20 protein-coding genes are annotated in these 19,673 nt (G+C 65.4%); 10 read left to right on the top strand and 10 right to left on the bottom strand.

What is annotated here, in order from left to right; translation table 11 throughout:
* Positions 1–6 precede the first annotated feature (6 nt).
* From AC1DW2_RS35935 to AC1DW2_RS35925, 3 genes are all read left to right on the top strand, one after another.
* Positions 7–2,070 (top strand): hypothetical protein, encoded by a 2,064-nt coding sequence (locus AC1DW2_RS35935; protein ID WP_166350186.1) that lies wholly within the window; start codon positions 7–9, stop codon positions 2,068–2,070.
* Between the two features lie 145 nt (positions 2,071–2,215).
* On the top strand, positions 2,216–2,620 hold the full coding sequence (locus AC1DW2_RS35930; RefSeq protein WP_063985167.1) for a DUF2946 domain-containing protein: 405 nt from the start codon (positions 2,216–2,218) through the stop codon (positions 2,618–2,620).
* Positions 2,621–2,767: 147 nt separating this feature from the next.
* Positions 2,768–5,155 (top strand): TonB-dependent receptor, encoded by a 2,388-nt coding sequence (locus AC1DW2_RS35925; RefSeq protein WP_477008345.1) that lies wholly within the window; start codon positions 2,768–2,770, stop codon positions 5,153–5,155.
* A gap of 99 nt (positions 5,156–5,254) precedes the next feature.
* On the opposite strand, the gene AC1DW2_RS35920 is transcribed toward AC1DW2_RS35925, so the two are convergent.
* From AC1DW2_RS35920 to AC1DW2_RS35910, 3 genes are read right to left on the bottom strand one after another with little or no spacing between them, the layout of a single operon-like run.
* The gene (locus tag AC1DW2_RS35920; RefSeq protein WP_477008366.1) at positions 5,255–5,737 is read right to left on the bottom strand and encodes a GNAT family N-acetyltransferase; all 483 of its coding nucleotides are present in this window, start codon (positions 5,735–5,737) and stop codon (positions 5,255–5,257) included.
* 30 nt (positions 5,738–5,767) lie between these two features.
* Positions 5,768–6,283 carry a GNAT family N-acetyltransferase gene (locus AC1DW2_RS35915; protein WP_063986635.1) on the bottom strand — a complete coding sequence of 172 codons (516 nt, stop codon included), beginning with the start codon at positions 6,281–6,283 and terminating at the stop codon, positions 5,768–5,770.
* Positions 6,284–6,336: 53 nt separating this feature from the next.
* Positions 6,337–7,509, bottom strand: a complete 1,173-nt coding sequence (locus AC1DW2_RS35910; RefSeq protein WP_477008344.1) for a hypothetical protein — start codon at positions 7,507–7,509, stop codon at positions 6,337–6,339.
* 124 nt (positions 7,510–7,633) lie between these two features.
* On the opposite strand from AC1DW2_RS35910, the gene AC1DW2_RS35905 reads away from it, so the two are divergent.
* From AC1DW2_RS35905 to AC1DW2_RS35895, 3 genes are all read left to right on the top strand, one after another.
* A complete protein-coding gene (locus tag AC1DW2_RS35905; RefSeq protein WP_477008343.1) occupies positions 7,634–8,383 on the top strand; it encodes a glycosyltransferase family 2 protein in 750 nt (249 codons plus the stop codon).
* Positions 8,384–8,447: 64 nt separating this feature from the next.
* Positions 8,448–8,828, top strand: a complete 381-nt coding sequence (locus tag AC1DW2_RS35900; protein WP_063985170.1) for a DUF2304 domain-containing protein — start codon at positions 8,448–8,450, stop codon at positions 8,826–8,828.
* A gap of 55 nt (positions 8,829–8,883) precedes the next feature.
* The gene (locus tag AC1DW2_RS35895) at positions 8,884–9,288 is read left to right on the top strand and encodes a VOC family protein (RefSeq protein WP_477008342.1); all 405 of its coding nucleotides are present in this window, start codon (positions 8,884–8,886) and stop codon (positions 9,286–9,288) included.
* Positions 9,289–9,338: 50 nt separating this feature from the next.
* Here AC1DW2_RS35895 and AC1DW2_RS35890 read toward each other — a convergent pair whose 3' ends face one another.
* Positions 9,339–9,830, bottom strand: a complete 492-nt coding sequence (locus tag AC1DW2_RS35890; RefSeq protein WP_477008341.1) for an NUDIX domain-containing protein — start codon at positions 9,828–9,830, stop codon at positions 9,339–9,341.
* A gap of 128 nt (positions 9,831–9,958) precedes the next feature.
* On the opposite strand from AC1DW2_RS35890, the gene AC1DW2_RS35885 reads away from it, so the two are divergent.
* On the top strand, positions 9,959–10,840 hold the full coding sequence (locus AC1DW2_RS35885; RefSeq protein ID WP_354131825.1) for a metallophosphoesterase family protein: 882 nt from the start codon (positions 9,959–9,961) through the stop codon (positions 10,838–10,840).
* 134 nt (positions 10,841–10,974) lie between these two features.
* Here AC1DW2_RS35885 and AC1DW2_RS35880 read toward each other — a convergent pair whose 3' ends face one another.
* The 3 genes from AC1DW2_RS35880 to AC1DW2_RS35870 form a co-directional block, all read right to left on the bottom strand.
* Positions 10,975–11,529 carry a hypothetical protein gene (locus AC1DW2_RS35880; RefSeq protein ID WP_477008340.1) on the bottom strand — a complete coding sequence of 185 codons (555 nt, stop codon included), beginning with the start codon at positions 11,527–11,529 and terminating at the stop codon, positions 10,975–10,977.
* Between the two features lie 188 nt (positions 11,530–11,717).
* The gene (locus tag AC1DW2_RS35875; RefSeq protein WP_008137787.1) at positions 11,718–11,927 is read right to left on the bottom strand and encodes a DUF4170 domain-containing protein; all 210 of its coding nucleotides are present in this window, start codon (positions 11,925–11,927) and stop codon (positions 11,718–11,720) included.
* Between the two features lie 29 nt (positions 11,928–11,956).
* On the bottom strand, positions 11,957–13,591 hold the full coding sequence (locus AC1DW2_RS35870; protein ID WP_166350172.1) for an isocitrate lyase: 1,635 nt from the start codon (positions 13,589–13,591) through the stop codon (positions 11,957–11,959).
* Positions 13,592–13,832: 241 nt separating this feature from the next.
* Here AC1DW2_RS35870 and AC1DW2_RS35865 point away from each other — a divergent pair, with 241 nt between their 5' ends.
* Positions 13,833–15,278, top strand: a complete 1,446-nt coding sequence (locus tag AC1DW2_RS35865) for a helix-turn-helix domain-containing protein (RefSeq protein ID WP_071916200.1) — start codon at positions 13,833–13,835, stop codon at positions 15,276–15,278.
* A gap of 176 nt (positions 15,279–15,454) precedes the next feature.
* On the opposite strand, the gene AC1DW2_RS35860 is transcribed toward AC1DW2_RS35865, so the two are convergent.
* A complete protein-coding gene (locus AC1DW2_RS35860) occupies positions 15,455–15,748 on the bottom strand; it encodes an antibiotic biosynthesis monooxygenase (RefSeq protein ID WP_014497428.1) in 294 nt (97 codons plus the stop codon).
* Positions 15,749–15,972: 224 nt separating this feature from the next.
* On the opposite strand from AC1DW2_RS35860, the gene AC1DW2_RS35855 reads away from it, so the two are divergent.
* Together AC1DW2_RS35855 and AC1DW2_RS35850 are read left to right on the top strand one after the other, a co-directional pair.
* Positions 15,973–16,779 (top strand): hypothetical protein, encoded by an 807-nt coding sequence (locus tag AC1DW2_RS35855; RefSeq protein WP_354248047.1) that lies wholly within the window; start codon positions 15,973–15,975, stop codon positions 16,777–16,779.
* A 162-nt stretch (positions 16,780–16,941) separates the two neighbouring features.
* On the top strand, positions 16,942–17,295 hold the full coding sequence (locus AC1DW2_RS35850; RefSeq protein ID WP_247314390.1) for a hypothetical protein: 354 nt from the start codon (positions 16,942–16,944) through the stop codon (positions 17,293–17,295).
* A gap of 181 nt (positions 17,296–17,476) precedes the next feature.
* On the opposite strand, the gene AC1DW2_RS35845 is transcribed toward AC1DW2_RS35850, so the two are convergent.
* Both AC1DW2_RS35845 and htpX read right to left on the bottom strand, forming a co-directional pair.
* The gene (locus AC1DW2_RS35845) at positions 17,477–18,118 is read right to left on the bottom strand and encodes a tetratricopeptide repeat protein (RefSeq protein WP_028158277.1); all 642 of its coding nucleotides are present in this window, start codon (positions 18,116–18,118) and stop codon (positions 17,477–17,479) included.
* Positions 18,119–18,267: 149 nt separating this feature from the next.
* Positions 18,268–19,224, bottom strand: coding sequence for a zinc metalloprotease HtpX (gene htpX, locus AC1DW2_RS35840; protein ID WP_477008339.1), 957 nt, complete (start codon positions 19,222–19,224; stop codon positions 18,268–18,270).
* Positions 19,225–19,673 lie beyond the last annotated feature (449 nt).

Genomic DNA, 19,673 nt, shown 5'->3' with positions numbered 1-19,673 from the left:
ATCGACATGAATTACGGCATTGCGTTCACGCCGCTTGTTCCCGCGATCGTCCTGTGGCTCGCGCTCGCCGCGATCGTCGTCGTTGCGCTCGTGCTGCTGGTGGCGCGTGCGCGCGGTGCAGCCGTGCGCGTGGCCGCGCTGGCGCTGTTCCTGCTGGCGCTCGCCAATCCCTCCTTCACCCGCGAGGACCGCGATCCCCTCACCTCGGTCGCCGCCGTCGTGGTCGACAAGAGCCCGAGCCAGAATTTCGGCAACCGCAATCGCGAGGCCGCGCAAGCGCAGGAAGCGCTGGTCGACAGCCTGAAGAAGATCAAGGGCCTCGAGGTCCGCGTCGTCGACGCCGGACAGGCCGATGGCGAGACCGACGGCACAAAACTGTTCGGGGCGCTGGCCACCGCGCTGTCGGACGTGCCGGTCGACCGTGTCGCCGGCGCGTTCCTGATCACCGACGGCCGGGTCCACGACATCCCGGCCAACACCGCCGGGCTCGGCTTCCAGGCGCCGGTGCACGCGCTGATCACCGGGCAGAAGGACGAGCGCGACCGCCGCATTGCGATCACGGCCGCGCCGCGCTTCGGCATCGTCGGACAGACCCAGACCATCACCTACCGCCTCGACGACCAGGGCGTAACCGGCGAGCGCGCCAAGGTCACGATCCGCAGGGACGGCGAGGTCCTGGGCGAGCGCACGCTGGGAAGCGGCCAGAGCGCAAGCGTCGACGTCGACATCAAGCATGCCGGCCCGAACATCGTCGAGATCGAGGCCTCACCGCTCGAGAAAGAGCTGACGCCGGTGAACAACCGCGCGGTCGTCGCCATCGACGGCGTGCGCGACAAGCTGCGCGTGCTGCTGGTCTCGGGTGAGCCGCATTCCGGCGAGCGCACCTGGCGCAACCTGCTGAAGTCCGACGCCAGCGTCGACCTCGTGCACTTCACCATTCTGCGTCCGCCGGAGAAGCAGGACGGCACGCCGATCAACGAGCTGTCGCTGATCGCGTTTCCGACCCGCGAGCTGTTCCAGCAGAAGATCAACGAATTCCAGCTGATCATCTTCGACCGCTATGCCCGCCAGGGCGTGCTGCCAATCGCCTATTTCGACAACATCGCGCGCTATGTCCGCGCGGGCGGCGCAGTGCTGGTCTCGGCCGGCCCCGACTATGCCTCCAACACCAGCATCTGGCGCACGCCGCTGGATTCGGTGCTGCCGGCAGAACCCGTCGGCGTGACCGAGAAGCCGTTCTATGCCCATCTGTCGGAGATCGGAAAACGCCATCCGGTCACGCGTGGCCTCGAAGGCTCCGCGAGCGAACCGCCGCGCTGGAGCCGGTTCTTCCGCACCGTCGACACCCGCAATGCGGTCAACCCGCCGGTGATGACGGGCGTCGACGGCAAGCCGCTCCTGTTCCTGTCGCGCTTCGGCGAGGGCCGCGTCGCGCTCTTGCTCTCCGACCACATCTGGCTGTGGGCGCGCGGCTATGAAGGCGGCGGCCCGCATCTCGATCTCTTGCGGCGGATGTCGCACTGGCTGATGAAGCAGCCGGACCTCGATGAAGAGGCGCTGCGCCTCCAGGTGCAGGGCAAGGACCTCGTCGTGGTGCGCCAGACCATGTCGGACAGCGTCCAGCCGGTCAGCGTGACCTCGCCGTCCGGCGTATCGCAGGACCTGACGCTCGCGCCTGCCGATCCCGGCGAGTGGCGCGCCAGCCTGCCGGCCAGCGAGCTCGGCCTGTGGCAGGCGACCGACGGCACGCTGAAGGCGCTGATCAATGTCGGCCCGACCAATCCGAAGGAGTTTTCGGAAGTCACCTCCACGACTGAGACCCTGAAGCCGCTGACGCAGGCGACCGGCGGCAATGCCGTGCGCGTGGTCGACGGCACCAGCGTCGAGCTGCCGCGCATCGTGCCGGTGCGTTCGGCGAGCGTCTTCGCCGGCGATGGCTGGATGGGCGTGCGGATGCGCGACGCCAGCGTCGTGAAGGGCGTCGGGGTGCTGCCGATCTTCGCCGGCCTGATCGGCCTGCTGCTGCTGCTCGGCGCGTTTGCTGCGACCTGGGTCCGCGAAGGGCGTTAGTTGCCTGAACGACACATCGCGCGGCCACCCGCGCGAGATCGTCTGACTTCCGTTGACATAAGCTGACCGTTCCTGCGATGTTACATTATAACATCGCAGGAAGCCGAGGGGGTCGGCGCCTCGCGATGTGGGGTGGCTTTTCCAGATGAAGTGGTTCCGGTCGAATATCAGGCACGGCGCCCGGCTCGCGTTGTTCGCGATGCTGGTGCAGTTCGCGTTGACGTTCGGCCATAGCCATTGGTTCGCCCAGGCCGCTCCCCTCGCCCAGTCCTCGCTTCAGCAGACCGACAGCGGCAAGAGTATCGCTTCGATCGACCGCGCCGCGGTCCAGAAGCAATCGCCCGCCGGCCCCGACCGGGAGCAGCCGGGCGAGGACAATTGCGCGATCTGCGCCGTGGTCGCGATGGCGGGTACCGTCGTATCCGCGACGCCGCCTGTGCTCCTGCTGCCGCAGGCGATCGAGCTGCTTCAGCTCACCACCGATGCCGAATTCGTCCATCTGAAATCGGCCGGCACCGCGTTCCAGCCCCGCGCCCCTCCCGCGTCCTGACTCCAGACATCACTTGATCACGCCCGGCTCGCCGCTTTCAGGCGAACGCACGGGAGAAGTTGAAGTCGAATTCCGTCGCGCTGCGACGGCAGGCCGCCTCCGATCAGCACCAAATCTTGCGGACGGCGCCTGACTGGAATCAGGACTATGTCATTTGAATTGCGACGCGCGCAGCGTCTGGGTGGAGCAAGCCTGCTCCTGCTCGGCGCCGCCGCCACATCGGCGCTCGCCCAAGAGCCGGTACAACAGCCTGCGCAAGATAAATCATCGACCGAGATCCCCGCCGTCACCGTGACGGCGCCGAGCCCGATCGTGCGCAGGGTGGTGCCGACCCGCAGCCCGGTCCATGTCGCGCGCACCGGACGGTCGCGCGGCCAGCAACGCGCGGCGGAAGCTGCGCCGGCGGCGCCAGCGACGGCCTCCACGCCCCAGCAGGGCGTGCTGCCGATCGTCACCAACCAGTTCGCCACCGTCACCGTGGTGCCGAACGAGGAGATCCGCCGCGAGGGCGGCGGCCAGCTCGGCGATCTGCTGTTCTCCAAGCCCGGCATCACCGGCTCGAGCTTTGCACCTGGCGCCTCCAGCCGGCCGATCATCCGGGGCCTCGACGTCAACCGCGTCGGCATCGTCGAGAACGGCACCAATGCGAACGGCGCATCCGATCTCGGCGAGGATCACTTCGTCCCGATCGATACGCTCGCGACCAACCAGGTCGAGGTGGTGCGCGGGCCGGCCGCCTTGCGCTACGGCTCGACCTCGATCGGCGGCGTCGTCAGCGCGACCAACAACCGGATTCCGGACGCGCTGCCAACCTGCGGTGCCCAGCCGTTCCAGAGTTATGGCATGCCGGTGAAGGCGCCACTCGCAACCGCCGGAACATCGCCCTGCGTCACGGCCGAGACGCGTTCCGCGTTCAGCTCGGTCGATCGCGGTGTCGAGAGCGGCGTGCTGCTCGACACCGGCGCCGGCAATTTCGCGCTCCATGCCGACGTCTACGGCCGCAACACGACGGATTACGGCATCCCGAGCTACCCCTATTTGACCGACCAGACCCGGACCATCACAAACGGGCGCCAGCCCAATTCGGCGTCGCGCACGGACGGCGCCTCGATCGGCGGCTCCTACTTCTTCCAGGGCGGCTATATCGGCGCGTCGATCACGCAGAACGACTCGCTCTACCATATCCCCGGCATCGACGGCGCCGACCACAACACCCGGATCGACGCGCACCAGACCAAGATCAACGTCAAGGGCGAGTACCGGCCCGATGCCGCCGCGATCGACACCATCCGCTTCTGGGCTGGCGCCACGGATTATCGACACAACGAGATCGGCCTTGCCGATCCCGCCGATCCCAACACCGACGGTGTGCGGCAGACCTTCACCAACAAGGAGCAGGAGATCCGCACCGAGGTGCAGTTGATGCCGTTCAACGCGCGCTTCGCCGAGGTGACGACGGCGCTGGGCTTTCAGGTCGGCCATCAGGAATTGACCGCGCCGAGCCCTGACAATCCCGGTACGCTGTTCAACGGCCTGTGGGACCCCAACAACAACACCCGCGTTGCCGCTTACGCCTTCAACGAGTTCAAGTTCACGGACGCGACGCGAGCCCAGATCGCCGGCCGCATCGAGCATGTCGAGCTGCACGGCACGACGCCGAACTTCCCGCCGGATTATCTACCCGACGGCACGCCGCAGGTGGGCATCGCACGCAATCCGTCCTTCACGCCGAAGAGCGGCAGCATCGGCCTGTTGCAGGACCTGCCGGGCGGCATGGTCGGCAGCATCACCGCACAATATGTCGAGCGCGCGCCGAAGCCGGCCGAACTGTTCTCGCGCGGTGCGCATGATGCGACCGCGACGTTCGACATCGGCAATCCGAACCTCACGATCGAGACCGCTGAGTCGGTCGAGGTTGGACTGCGCAAGGCGACGGGGCCGTTCCGGTTCGAGGCGACCGTCTACTACACGCATTTCGACAATTTCATCTTTCGCCGCCTCACCGGCGTGATGTGCGACGACAGTTTTGCGTCCTGCGGCACGCCGGGCGCCGAGTTGAACCAGGCCGTCTATTCGCAACGCAATGCCAATTTCCGCGGCGGCGAATTCCAGTCGCAGCTCGACGTCGGCGCATTCCAGGGCGGCATCTGGGGCATCGAGAACCAGTTCGACGTGGTGCGCGCCACCTTCACCGACGGCACCAACGTGCCGCGCATTCCGCCGCTGCGGATAGGCGGCGGCGTGTTCTGGCGCGACGACAACTGGCTGATGCGCGTCAACCTGTTGCACGCTTTCGCGCAGAACAACGTCGCCGTGATCGCGGAGACGCCGACGCCGGGCTACAATCTGCTGAAGGCCGAGGTCAGCTACAAGACCAAGCTCGATCCGCGTCTGTTCGGCGCGCGCGAGATGACGGCCGGCATCGTCGGCAACAATCTCCTCAACGAAAACATCCGCAACTCGGTGTCCTACACCAAGGACGAGGTTCTGATGCCCGGCATCGGCGTGCGGGCGTTTGCCAACTTCAAGTTCTAGCCTTTTCAAGTTCTAGCCTTGCGACAGCCGGGGCCCGCGGGCCCCGGCACAGGCGCGTTGAGTGAGCCGTAGCCCGGATGGAGCGGAGCGAATTCCGGGCTACGGGCTGCGCGTCAGCCGCTTCTCGAAGCGCCATTGATCGACGGGGAACGGCCCGTTCGAGGTGTCCGTCATCATCACGAAGGTGCCGGCGTTGCGCCAACCGCTCTTCTCGTAGAACCGCGCAGCGCGCGCGTTGCCGACGGCGCAGGCCAGCCACGCCAGCTCCACGCCGCGCGCGGCAAGGCGGGCCTCTGCGTCGGAGATCAGCGCCGCGGCCACGCCCGCGCCGTGCGCCTTCGGCGATACGAAGAGCTGATACAATTCGTCAGCCCTGACGGCGCAGAAGCCGAGCGGCGCGCCGGCCGGGCCGACGACGCGGATGTCGGGAAGCATGACCGCCAGCCGATCGCGAAAATTCGGGAGCGTGCGAAGGCGGACCAGTTCTGGCGGCGCAAGCGAGGCATGTGACCCATGCCAGGCATCGTGCCACAGCTGAGCGAGATGATCGACTTCACCGGCATCAACGGACCGCACCTGCATCATGGATACTCCGCAAGAGGTATCGTAGCCCTAGCCTCGCGCCTTGCTCCAGTCGGGCGTTACCTGCCCCGACACGCCCTCGAATGCGCCGTCGACGAGTTCGAACACCAGCACGCGCGCGGCGTCGACCGGGCCCGGCATGGTGACGCGGCCCTTCGGCACCGGCTTGAAGCCGACGCGGCTGTAATAGGGCTCGTCGCCGACCAGCAGCACCAGACGGTGCCCCTTCTCCTTGGCGTCCTTCAGCGCGCGCTCCATCAGGAGACGGCCGATGCCGCGGTCGCGGAACGGCGGCTCGACGGTGAGCGGACCGAGCAGCAGGGCCTGCGTCTCGCCGACCAGCACCGGCAATTGCCTGACCGAGCCGACCAGCAGCGTGCCGATGCGGGCGGTGAAGGACAATTCGAGCAGATGGTCGACGTGCTCGCGAATGCGGTAAGCGCTAAGCACGAAACGGCCGGGGCCGAAGGTGCGCTCGTGCAGCCGTTCGATCGCCTGGGCGTCGCCGGCGGCTTCCGGAAGGATGGTGAGCGAGAGATCGGTCATGTCGGCATGCGTCTTCGAGCGAAGTGGTTTCAGGTTCGCGTCAGGAAAACGCGTCAATGCGAGATGCGGGATAACATCTCAGACGGCCGCGGTCCATCGGCCTCGTGGGCGATAAAACCCTGTGCCGGACCGCGGCTGAGGACCGCCGCGAACAGCAGCGTCCAGAGCGACAGCATCAGGATCGGGATGACGTAATACTGCGTGAAGACCGGATGCGTGGCAAAGAACGCCAGATTCAGCGCGAGATTGCCTGCCACCAGCAACGCGAGTTTCCTGACGCCGCCATGGCCGGCGAAGCGCCACAACAGCGCGGTCCCGACGCAGGCAATCACGATCAACGGGAATTGCGTGTCGCGGAGATAGGCCAGCAGCACGGCCGGGTCGAGGCTCCGCGGGGCCGTATCCTGGCCGCCATAGGCCGAGACCAGCGGATTGCCCGAATTGACCAGGTTCGCCGCAAACACCGGCAACAGCCCGACGAGGAACGAAAGGCCGAGCGCGAGACCTGAGACGAACGTCTCGCGGGTACGCCAGATCAGGAACGACAATCCGAAGAACAGGAAATAGCCGGCCGACAGAACCACGTTCGCGATCCGAAAGCTCGCGGACAGGCCGAGCAGCACGCCGACGGCAGCGACCATCAGCAGGCGGCGCCGGCCTTCATCGACGAACAGTCTTGCGGTGAGCAGACCCGCCAGCGCGCAGACGACCATGGTCGGCGCCATCGAATAGCTCGCCTTGGTCGGATTGATCATGAAGTAGATCGAGAGCGCGCCGAGCAATGCGGCGAGCGTCAAGCCGACCTTCTCCTGCGCCCGCCACAAGCCGAACAGCGCAAGGCCGGCGACGATCGCGTTGGCCAGCATATAGAGCGGAACGACCTGGAATCCCTCCGGGAACAGTGCCAGCACGAAGCCCGTGCCCGGCGGCGGCGTCATCACCCATTTGCTGCCGTCGGCAGTCTGGGTGTGGCAGGGTGCCCGCGTCGGTTCGGTCCAGTTCGGAAAATCGATACTGCGCAACTTGGCCGCGAGATAGCCGTCGGTTTCACGGGCGAGACTGGTGTCGAGCCCTTGCCAGCCGAAGCGCTGGAACAGATGCGCCTGCCTGAGATAGCAGATGTCGTCATAAACGCCGCGGCTCTCGCTCCAATGCGAGATCAGCCTGATGTTGCTGGCCAGAATTGCCAGAAACACAATTGAAAAAAATACTTTAACAGCTCTCATCGGCATTCGCCGGGCGGCCCCCGCAGCTTGAAATGGCCCGCCGCCTGTACAGGAAAAGCACCGGCAAGTATAGCAAAGTGGGGATTCTGGAGGTGAGGCAGACGTGGCCGATATGGGACTGGGCTTGGGTTCAACTGACACGTGCCGCAACGGTGTCGCCGCACCGCAGCAGGGCACGTCGCGCGTCCTCATCATCATTCCCTGCTTCAACGAGGAGGCCTCGGTCGGCGGTCTGCTGAGCGAGATCGCCGCGACCGGCCGCGGCTACCACACCTTGGTCGTCGACGACGGCTCGTCGGACGCGACGTCCGCGGTGGCAAGCTGCCGCTCGCCGGTCGCCCGCCTCGCGCAGAATCTCGGCATCGGCGGCGCCGTGCAAACCGGCATCAAATACGCGGCGCGTCAGAATTTTGATTTCTGCATCCAGATCGACGGCGACGGGCAGCATGATCCGCGCGCCATCGAGACGCTTCTGGAGGCCTATCGCAACGAACCGACCAACATCACCATCGGAAGCCGCTTCATCGACCATGCCGGTTTCTGCTCCACGCGCATGCGGCGCGCCGGCATCAGGCTGATCGTGCTGGCGCTCAACGGTCTCTTCAGCGGCGGCCGCATCACCGATCCGACCAGCGGCATGCGCTTGCTCGACCGTTCCGCCATCGCCTTCTTCGCAAAAGCGTATCCGACGGATTTTCCGGAGCCGATCTCGCTGGCCTGGGCCATGCGCGCAGGCCTCACCGTCAGCGAAGTTCCGGTCGAGATGCGGGCGCGCGAGACCGGCGTCAGCTCGATCGACGGATTGAAGTCGGCGAGCTACATGATCCGCGTCCTCGGTTATATCCTGCTCGCGCGCCTCGTGAGGGCGTCATGACGCCGAGCGTCCCCGCCCCGATTTGTGGTCTCATCATCTCGTCGAACCTTCTGAGGAGGCAACCGTGACAGATGCCCTTCCAAGTCCGGAGACGGTCGTCGTCGTCTCCGCCTTTGCGCTGATCTACATGCTGGTGCTGCTGCGCAAGACGATGCAGGGCAAGTTCGATCTCTATGACTTCCTGATGCTGTCCATGGTGGCGATCATCCCCGCGGGCTTCACGCTGTTTCCGACACTGGCCTACCTGGTCAGCCATCTGACCGGCGTCGTGTTTCCGTTCGTCGTGATGTTCGGCGCCCTGTTCCTGGTGGTGTTCGCGTTCATGCACAACATGACGGCGCGACTGCACAGGCTGGAGCGGCAGAACTGCGCGCTGATCCAGGAGCAGAGCCTGCTGGTGCTGGAGTTGCAGGCGAAGCAGGGCCGTCAGGGCGTCGAGTCATGACCGCGTAGCCGAAGAAATCCAGCGTCGTCGCGAGGCAAAGACAGGGAGAGCGGGCATGCTGAAGAACGCGAAAGTGGCAACCCGGCTTCCAGCCAAAGACCTCGACCGCGCGCGGGCGTTCTATTCGGAAAAGCTCGGGCTCGAGCCGGTCGAACAGCGCGAGGGTGGGCTCCGTTACGTCTGTGCGGCCGGCGAGTTTGCGATATTCGTCTCGGCCGGCACGCAATCCGGCACGCACACGCAAATGGGGTGGGAAGTCGAGGATCTCGAGGCAACTGTGCGCGAACTTCGCACACGCGGCGTCGCGTTCGAGGACTATGACCTGCCCGGCTTGAAGACCGTCGATGGAATTGCGGAGATCGCGGGAAACTATCCGAGCAAGGGTACTGGCGAGCGGGGCGCCTGGTTCCGCGACAGCGAAGGTAACTTGCTGGGGATCGGGCAGCCGGTTCGGGCTTGAGGATTCGGCCGGATCGCTTCAACGTCAGATCGCTTCAACGCCAAATCTCCTCACCGCCACGTCGCGGTCGGCGGCTTGCCATCCAGCACTTCCGCGAGCCTTTGCCGCGTGCCGTGCGTGGTGCCCTCGGGCAGCGCATTGATCGCGAAGAATCCGCATTCGACGATCTCGTGGTTGGGCTCAGGGACGCGATCCTGCTTGAACTGCCTGACCACGTAGACCGCGACGTGGTCGCGGCGGGAGACGTGGCTGTTGAGGAAGATGCCGTGCAGCACCGCGTCACCGGTGAGATCGATGTCCCCTTCCTCCTTGAGCTCGCGCCGCATCGCCTGCTCCATGGTCTCGCCGAGATCGACGCCGCCGCCGGGCAGATACCAGCCGGTGATGTAGCTGTGCCTGACCAGGAACACCCGGTTCTCGGAATCCAGCACCACGGCGCGGACGCCGAGCGTCATGCCGCGGACAAGCAGGAAATAGACGTGGAAGATTCGCCGCAGCAGCGGTTCGAATGTCCGTCGGACGCTGTTCAGACGATCCCCCATCAGGCTCCCAAAGAAACTCCCAAGAAAACTCCCAAGAAAACTGCCATGAGGCCCCGGTCCGGGCCCCGCTTGCACAGTCCTCGCGACCTTGCCATTACAGCGGACGAATAGCGAGGCAATCGCGCGCCATGGCCCCCTTCACGCTCGCCCATCTGTCCGACCCGCATCTGCCGCCGTTGCCGAAGCCACGGCTGATCGAGCTCGCGGGCAAGCGCGCGCTCGGCTACGTCAACTGGACGCGCAACCGCCACAAATACCAGCGCCGCGAGGTGCTCGACGCGCTCGTCGCCGACGTCCAGGCGCAGACGCCCGACCACATCGCGGTCACAGGCGATCTCGTCAATCTGGCGCTGGAGGCGGAGTTCGCGCCGGCGCGCGCCTGGCTCGACGGCGTCGGTCCGCCCGACCGCGTCACCACCATTCCCGGCAATCACGATGCCTATGTCCGCGCCACCTCTCACCGCTTCGGCGAGACGTTTGCGCCTTATCTCACTGGCGATGACGGCAGCGTCGGCTTTCCGGGCGTACGCCGGCGCGGGCCGCTCGCGCTCATCAGCCTGTCCACGGCGGTGCCGACCCTGCCGCTGATGGCGACGGGCACGCTCGGCCGCGATCAGCTCGCGTCCCTCGAGGCGGTCCTCGACCGCCTCGCCGCCGAGGACGCCTTCCGCGTGCTGCTGGTGCATCATCCCCTGAAGTCCGGCGCGCGCCAGAAACGGATGACCGATGCGGGTGCGCTGCTGGCACTGATCAAGCGTCACGGCGTCGAGCTGATCCTGCACGGGCACGACCACATTCATTCGACGATGTGGTTCGAGGGCCCCAACGGCAACATCCCCGCGGTCGGCGTGCCGTCGGCCTCCGCGCTCGCCCACGGGCGCTACCCGGCGGCAGCGTATAACCTGTTCACGATCGAGAAAGACAATGCCGGCTGGCGCTGCGAGCAGACGGTGCGGGGCCTCGGGTCCGGATTTCAGATCCGGCAGATCAAGCAGGCAAGGTTGATCTAGTTCGCCGTCATTGCGAGCCAACGGGTCCGCGCGAAGCGCGGCCCGATGACAGGCTCCGCGAAGCAATCCGGAGTTTCTCCGCGGAAAGATTCCTGGATTGCTTCGCTGCGCTCGCAATGACGACGGCGAGCGTCTCACCAGCTCCGCAGGGCCGCCAGCACGGCGAGGCCGAACAAGGCGGCCGCGCCGAAAATGAATCCGAACACGAACGGCCACAGGCGCGAGCGGCGCGGCGGCTCGGCGGCCGCGGGCTTCGGCTCTGATGGCACCACCATGCCGTGCTCGCGCTCGATCATGCGGCGGGCGACGTAGTCCGTCACGGCTTCGACGATCATTGCGGTGTCGTGCGATTCGGCGAGCACGATGCGGCCGAAGCGGGTGTCCTGGACGAAGCGATACATCCGCTTGTCGCGCCCCATCATGATGTGTGCGACGACATCGATCCAGAGCCTGGGCGTATCGCCCTGGCTGATGCCGCGATCGAACAGGTCGATCTGGTCGGGCACCTGCGCGAACAGGGGATCGAGCGCATCGTTGAGGATCTCCAGCCGCGCCACCTCCGCGTCGCGCAAATCGACGACCACACCAGTCCGGTCGGCGGCCTCGATCCGTGCGCGCAGCAGCGCGTCGCGCAGCCGCACCGGGCGCGGCTGGCTCGGATGGGTCCCGCTGGTCTCAGGCTCTGACATTGTCGGCCTCGTCCTCGACTTTACGCCATTAACCTATCAGCAACCAAACGGTCCGCAAAGGGCCCACAATTCCAGAGACTTACGCGCCCACAGCCGATTCACCTGTACCAAAAACAGACGATCCCACCCGGCTTGCGCCGGATGGGACCCTCCGTCCTTGGACGTCTTCTTAATTGGTCAGGCAGCCGTCAGGCCGAGACCCGCGACGGCTCTTCCACGATCGAGAAGCGGACGCCGGCCTTGTGGCGGTTCTCTTCCGAGACCGAGCGCCAGGCATCCTCGGCTTCCTTGCGGGTCTTGAACGGACCCTGCACCTGGGCGGAGCCTTCCACGAGCTTATGGAAGTTCATCGAACCGAACTCGCCGCCGATCACCCAGAAATTGCTGCCTTTGGTCATGTCAGTCTCCTCTTGGATAGCGTGGTGCGTTAGCCGAACTGGTTCATCGTGTTGTGGGCGCCGCCCGCCTTCAGGGCAGCCTCGCCCGCGAAGTATTCCTTGTGGTCGTCGCCGATGTCGGAGCCGGCCATGTTCTGATGCTTGGCGCAGGCGATACCCTGGCGGATCTCGGCGCGCTGCACGTTCTTCACGTAGCCGAGCATGCCCTGGTCGCCGAAATATTCCTTGGCCAGATTGTCGGTCGAGAGCGCCGCCGTGTGGTAGGTCGGCAACGTGATCAGGTGATGGAAGATGCCGGCACGCTTGGCTGAGTCGGCCTGGAAGGTGCGGATCCGCTCGTCGGCTTCCTTCGCCAGCGGCGTGTCGTCGTATTCCGGCTTCATCAGCTCGGCACGGTTGTACTTGCTGACGTCCTGGCCGGCTTCCTTCATTGCGTCGTAGACCTGCCAACGGAAGTTGAGGGTCCAGTTGAACGACGGCGAGTTGTTGTAGGCCAGCTTCGCGTTCGGAACCACCTTGCGGATCCGGTCGACCATCTTGGCGATCTGCTCGATATGCGGCTTCTCGGTCTCGATCCAAAGCAGGTCGGCGCCGTTCTGCAGCGAGGTGATGCTGTCGAGCACACAGCGGTCTTCGCCAGTGCCGGGACGGAACTGGTAGAGGTTGCTGGGGAGGCGCTTGGGACGCATCATCTTGCCGTTACGGTTGATGATGACGTCACCGTTGCGGGCGTTCTCCGGCGTGATTTCCTCGCAATCGAGGAAGCTGTTGTACTGATCGCCGAGGTCGCCGGGCTTGTGGCTGACGGCAATCTGCTGCGTCAGGCCGGCGCCGAGCGAGTCGGTACGGGTCACGACGACACCGTCTTCGATGCCGAGCTCGAGGAAAGCATGGCGGCAGGCGCGGATCTTCGCCAGGAACACCTCGTGCGGCACGGTGACCTTGCCGTCCTGGTGACCGCACTGCTTCTCGTCCGAGACCTGGTTCTCGATCTGGAGCGCGCAGGCGCCCGCCTCGATCATCTTCTTGGCGAGCAGATAGGTCGCCTCCGCGTTGCCGAAGCCCGCGTCGATGTCGGCGATGACAGGCACGACATGGGTCTGGAAGTTGTCGATCTTCTCGATCAGCTCCTTCTCCCTGGTCTTGTCGCCTTCCTTGCGCGCCTTATCGAGGCTGCGGAAGATGTCGTTCAGCTCGCGCGAGTCGGCCTGACGCAGGAAGGTGTAGAGCTCCTCGATCAGGGCGGGCACCGAGGTCTTCTCGTGCATCGACTGGTCAGGCAGCGGTCCGAACTCGGAGCGCAGCGCAGCGATCATCCAGCCGGACAGGTACAGATAGGTGCGATCGGTCTTGCCGCCGAAGTGCTTCTTGACCGAGATCAGCTTCTGCTGGGCGATGAAGCCGTGCCAGCAGCCCAGCGACTGCGTGTACTTGGTCGGATCGTTGTCGTAGGCCGCCATGTCGGTCCGCATCAAAGCCGCGGTGTAGCGAGCGATGTCCAGACCGGTCTTGAAGCGGTTCTGCAGGCGCATGCGCGCGACGGCCTCGGCGGACACCCCGTTCCAGGTCGGCTGGGTCTTGAGGAGCGCCTGGGCTGCCTCGACCTCGCTCTGATACGAGGCCGGGCTCTGCAGGGCGTTGATGCCACGGGGCTGGTAATTCATCTGCTCGATCCTTTCGCTGATGACAACTCAACTTGTCATCGACATTTTTGACAGTGCATTGCGAAATGCGTGTCATGAGCTAAACGCCAGAAAGCGAAGTTCGTACAGAGGCCTTGTATTCGAATGGTGATGTCATGTAACATCAGAACATGTAATAGATGTTATTTTGTAAATCTTGTAAAGAATATTGGTCAACAAGACTGTCCTTGATGCGCTTGTCGTGCCCTTGGGAGATCTGAAAATGCCCGCCGTCTCGGGGAAAAAGCTGTTCGTCGGCCCGCGCTTCCGGCGGATCCGGCAGCAATTGGGGCTGTCGCAGACCCAGATCGCCGAGGGGCTCGGGATCTCGCCGAGCTATGTCAACCTAATCGAGCGCAACCAGCGCCCGGTGACGGCGCAGATCCTGCTGCGGCTGGCCGAGACCTATGACCTCGACCTGCGCGACCTCGCGACTGCCGACGAGGACCGCTTCTTCGCCGAGCTGAACGAGATCTTCTCCGATCCGCTGTTCCGCCAGATCGACGTTCCCAAGCAGGAACTGCGCGACCTTGCCGAGCTCTGCCCCGGCGTCACCCATGCGCTGCAACGGCTCTATGCCGCCTATGCCGAGGCCCGCCAGGGCGAGACCTTGGCCGCGGCGCACATGGCCGACCGCGACGTCGGCACGCGCTATGAGGCCAATCCCGTCGAGCGCGTGCGCGAGCTGATCGAGGCCAACCGCAATTATTTTCCGGAGCTGGAGCAGGCCGCAGAGACTCTTCGCGACGAACTGAACGTGCCAGCCGAGGGGCTCTATGCCGCGCTCGCCGCACGCCTGCGCGAAAAGCATTCGATCCAGACCCGCATCATGCCGGTCGACGTGATGCGCGAGACGCTCAGGCGTTTTGACCGCCATCGCCGCCAGCTCTTGATCTCCGAGCTGGTCGATCCGCCCGGCCGCGCGTTCCAGCTCGCCTTCCAGCTGGGCCTGGGCGAATGCGCGCAAGCCCTGGAGACCATCATCGGCCGCGCCGGCCCGCTCGACGACGCGCCACGCCGCCTGTTCCGCATCACGCTCGCCAACTATTTTGCGGCGGCCGTGATGATGCCCTACCCGGCCTTCCTGGCCGCGGCGGAGGCCTTGAACTACGACATCCACGTGCTGGCGCAGCGCTTCAATTCCGGCTTCGAGCAAGTCTGCCATCGCCTCACCACGCTGCAACGGCCGAACGCGCGCGGCATTCCGTTCTTCCTGCTGCGCGTCGACAATGCCGGCAACGTGTCGAAACGCTTTTCCTCCGGCACGTTCCCGTTCTCGAAATTCGGCGGCACCTGTCCGTTGTGGAACGTGCACTCGACCTTCGACACGCCGGATCGCCTGTTGAAGCAGGTGATCGAGCTCTCCGACGGCACGCGCTATTTCTCGATCGCGCAGATGGTGCGACGCCCCGTCGCGCCGCATCCGCTGCCGCAGCCGCGCTTCGCCATCGGCCTCGGCTGCGAGATCCGTCACGCCGCCCGTCTCGTCTACGCCTCCGGCCTGGATTTGGAGAAAACGGAGGGCACGCCGATCGGCGTCAACTGCCGCCTCTGCGAACGCGAAAACTGCGCCCAGCGCGCCGAGCCGCCGATCACGCGCACGCTGATTTTGGATGAGACGACAAGGCGGGTGTCGAGTTTCGCGTTCTCGAATGCACGGGAGTTGTGAGCGGCACGGCTACGCCTTTGGCGGAAGGCGCAAGCCACACCCACCGCTGTCATGCCCCGCGAAGGCGGGGCATCCAGTACGCCGCGGCTTATCGGTTCGATCACAGCCGTCTCGGAGTACTGGATCGCCCGCCTTCGCGGGCGATGACAGTTGAATGTGTGGCGGCAGCCAGCACCTCACGCCAGCGTATGCACGATCACCGGCCCGGCTGCGGCGCTCGCATGCCCTGCAAGCAGCGGCCCCAGATCCTTCTCGATCCAGGCGATCGCTCGCCGGTTCGCCTCCTCCGCCTGCTCGAACTTGTCGAAGATGGAGATCGCGGTGACCGTGTCGTCGCCGGCATAGACGACGTAGTAGGCACGGAAACCGTCGACGTCGCTGATGATCGGAACGGCGCCGTCCTTGATGCGGCGCGCCAGCTCTTCGGCGCTCCCGCTTTTCGCCTTGGCCTGACGGATGGCGGCATACATGGCATCCTCCTCCGGCTATTGCTGTCGGGCATGTGCCCGGCTTCGATCCTACGCCGAAGCGCGCCGCCGATCCACGCTTGGTTAACCCGGCACTAATCCGTCTCCGCGATCTGCAACCAACGGTTAAGCACGCCTCAACATCGGTGCCTTAGTCTCGCCCCACTCACTTTTCGCAAACGGCGGCGGCCTATTCTGCCGGGTGAAGTGACATCAGGGGGTTCATCATGCGCGTTGCGCTGCTGCTGACCGCGACCGTTGTGGGCGCGCTCTTCGCCAATCCATCCCATGCCGGAGCGCTCGACGCGTCGGCCGGGGCAGCGCAGGCGCTGCCGCCKGGCTTCCAGAGCTACCGCGGCTACATGTTCGACCTGACGGAGAATTCCGAGCGCAAGGACGTCGACAAGCTCACCGACAATCTGAAGCAGCAGATCGACGTCGTCGAGGCTTCCGGCCTGTCGCCGCGCGTGCTGCGCTTCTTCCACACCGTTCCGATCGTCGCGAGCGAGCTCGCCTGCCTCGACGAAGGCGCCGCGACCGCGTGCTACGGCCGGGTCACGCCGGACATCCAGCGCACCGCACCCCGGACGCTGACGGTCTGGGACCCCGACAAGCAGCGCTGGACCAATCCGAACGCCGTCGACCTCGCGGTCGATTCGGGCCTCGGCGTGATCATGCTGCGGCCGGACATGATGCGCTACGAGAAGGAAGCTGTGCTGCTGCACGAGCTGCTGCACGCCTATCACGCGCGGCTGCTGCCGGACGGCTACGCCAACAAGGGCGTGATTGGCTATTACGCCCTTGCCAAGTCCAAGGATATGTTACCCAAGGAATCCTATGCGATGAAGAATCCCATGGAATTCTTTGCCGTGACCGCCAGCATCTTCCTGGCCGGCAAGAGCGAATTCCACGACCCGAAGTCGCGCGAGGCGCTCAAGGAGAAGATGCCGGACTATTACAAATATCTGGTCGGCGTGTTCGGCTTCGACCCCGACCCGGCACCGGCGAGCGGTCCGGTTGCCTCGCTGAAGTAAGGCGTCTGCGCCAAGCCACCCCAGAAAGCCGCGCGAAAATGCGCGGCTTTTTTGTTTTGGTAACCGGAAGCTGCGGATGACGCGCCGCCGGGAATTGCCAAGGCGGGGCCCGATCTGCATAGTCCCGCCCGCATCGATACCGTTTTTAGAGGATAGAACAACATGGCGGACGCCGACCTGGATGTCGTGATCCGGCAACTGGCCAGACAGCTGCATACGGGCCTTTTGACCCGCGCCAAGGAGCGCCGGGATCGCTTCAACGGCCTTGCGGCCAAGGCCAAGGGCAAGGAGACCGGCGACCGCTTCAAGATGATGGCCAAGGCCACGATGGAGCAGGCCACCGCCGCCGCCAAGCGCCTCCAGATGTCCGCCGACAACGTCGCCGACAGCTACGCCCGCTCGATGCGCCTCGTCGCCAGCACGCCGATCCCGGCGAAGGTGGAGAAGAAGGCGAAGGAGAAGCCGGTGAAGAAGGCGAAGAAGGCCAAGAAGGCCAAAGCCAAGAAGGCGAAGTAGTCGCCCTGCTTTCTTCCTTCTCCCCTTGCGGGAGAAGGTGGCGCGAAGCGCCGGATGAGGGGTCGTTTCCGCGCGCAACACTGTTCGTGAGGATAGATACCCCTCACCCGTCTCGCCGCTATCGCGGCGAGCCACCCTCTCCCGCAAGGGGAGAGGGGAAGAGCCCGCAGCTCTAAATATCTCACCGCCTCGGCGCGGGGGCCTGGTTCGGCTCGGCGCTCGCGAGCTCGGCGAGCTTGGCGCGGGCTGCGTCGCGGGTGCGGCCGTCCTTGCCGGCCGGCAGCGCGAGAGCCGCTTCGAAATCGGCGCGGGCGTCGTCGGCCTGGCCGCGGGCGAGGAATGCAAGGCCACGATCGAGGCGGGCCTGCGCATCCGACGGGTCGAGACGGACCGCCGTGTTGTAGCTCAGGATGGCGCGATCGAGATCGCCGGTGGCGGCGAGCGCGAGACCGCGCTGGTGATAGGGCGCGGCGTGCCTGGGATCATGCGCGATCGCCTCGTCGTAATCCTCGATGGCAAGCTCCAGGTCGCCGTTCTGCCGGCGCGCCTGCGCCCGGTCGCGATACAGCGAGGCGCGGTTGGGATTGAGGTGGATGGCCTCGTCGAAATCCGCGATCGCCCGCCGCCAGTCGCCGTGGCGCAACGCGATCCGTCCGCGCCCTTCATAGGCGAACGCGATCAGCGATCCCCGCAGCGGCGAGAATCCGATCACCGCCGAGCAGATGTCGGGCTCGTCCTCGTCCCCGCAATTGACGACCGTGTGCGTGGACAGGCCAATGAGCACGCCCAGGACGATCAGCAATGGTACCGCAGCTTTGGTCATCTTCGACCGTGGCAGGCAGAGGACCGGCCACGCATCCCCTTTCGAAGGAACAGTCTCGCCATGGTGTTAACACCGGCCGGGACCATCCTGTGTGCGCCAGGTCACAAAAGCTGGTCACAAAGCCGGGCGCGATTCCGGCCGGTTCCGCATCAGCCCCAAGGGCCACGGGAAGGACCAGGTGAAGGGCCGCGTGAGGACGACTGCCCCCACGGGCTCCGCGGCGGATAGTTTTCGTTGGCGCCGACCGACGGAGATGCCTGCGCGCCGAGCTCGGCCGCGAGCTGCTGGAGCGCCGCGATACGGTTCTGCGTCGAAGGATGGGTGGCGAACAGATTGTCCACTCCATGGCCCGACAGCGGGTTGATGATGAACATGTGCGCGGTCGCGGGATTTCTCTCGGCATCGTAGTTCGGGACCTGATGCGCGGCGCCTTCGATCTTCAGCAGCGCCGACGCCAGCCACATCGGCTGGCCCGCAATGCGCGCGCCGAGATTGTCCGCGGCATATTCGCGGGTACGGCTGATCGCCATCTGCACCAGCATGGCACCGATCGGGGCGAGGATCATCATCAGGATCGAGCCGACGATGCCGGGGCCGTTGTTGTCGCGATGGCCGCCGAAGAACATGCCGAACTGCGCCAGCATCGAGATCGCGCCGGCAATGGTCGCGGTAACAGTCATCAGCAGCGTGTCATGATGCTTGATATGCGCGAGCTCGTGCGCGATCACGCCGGCAAGTTCCTCGCGGCTGAGCTGATGCACAAGGCCGGTGGTGACGGCGACCGCCGCATTCTGCGGGTTGCGCCCGGTCGCGAACGCGTTGGGCTGAGCCTCGTCGATTACGAACACACGCGGCATCGGCAGCGAGGCGCGGCCCGCAAGCTCGGCGACGAGCCCGACCAGCTCCGGCGCGCTGGTGCGGTCGACCTCATGGGCGCCGTACATGCGGAGCACCATGCGGTCGGAGTTCCAGTAGGTGAAGAGATTGGTCGCGGCGGCAATGACGAGCGCGATCATGGCGCCGGTGGCGCCGCCGATCAGATAGCCGACGCCCATGAACAGGGCGGTGAGGCCGGCGAGCAGCATTGCGGTACGCAGATAGTTCATGGCCGTCTCCTGGGGCGGCCGCAGGCGAGCCATCGGCCGGCGCTATTCAGGTAGGGATGACCCCGGCCCGGGTGCAAGGTTTCAAGGTGCGTCGCGGGGCCGCGGCTATGCCCAACATTGCATTTCCGTCATGCCCGGGCTTGTCCCGCCTGCGCGGCCGAAGCCGCTTCGGCGCGGCGAAGGCCCGGGCATCCACGTTCTTCCTCTACACAAGGCCAGAAAGGCGTGGATGGCCGGGACAAGCCCGGCCATGACGTAGGGATGGATTGAGTCGCTCAATTCACTTAAGATTTAGCAAGATTCCACCCGCGCCCTTCTCCCCGCCTGAAACCTCATGCTCCAGACCCGATTTGCGATCGCGGCCGCCGCTCTGCTCGCCTTCGCCCTCCCCGCCTCCGCCCAGTTCGCGCCACCCCCCGCCAAGCCCAACGCGCCCAACGCCACAACCC

It is taken from the genome of Bradyrhizobium sp. P3_C3 (genome assembly GCF_056402655.1).
The sequence above is the reverse complement of the archived record's forward strand: the minus strand, read 5'-3'. Positions and strand labels throughout refer to the sequence as shown.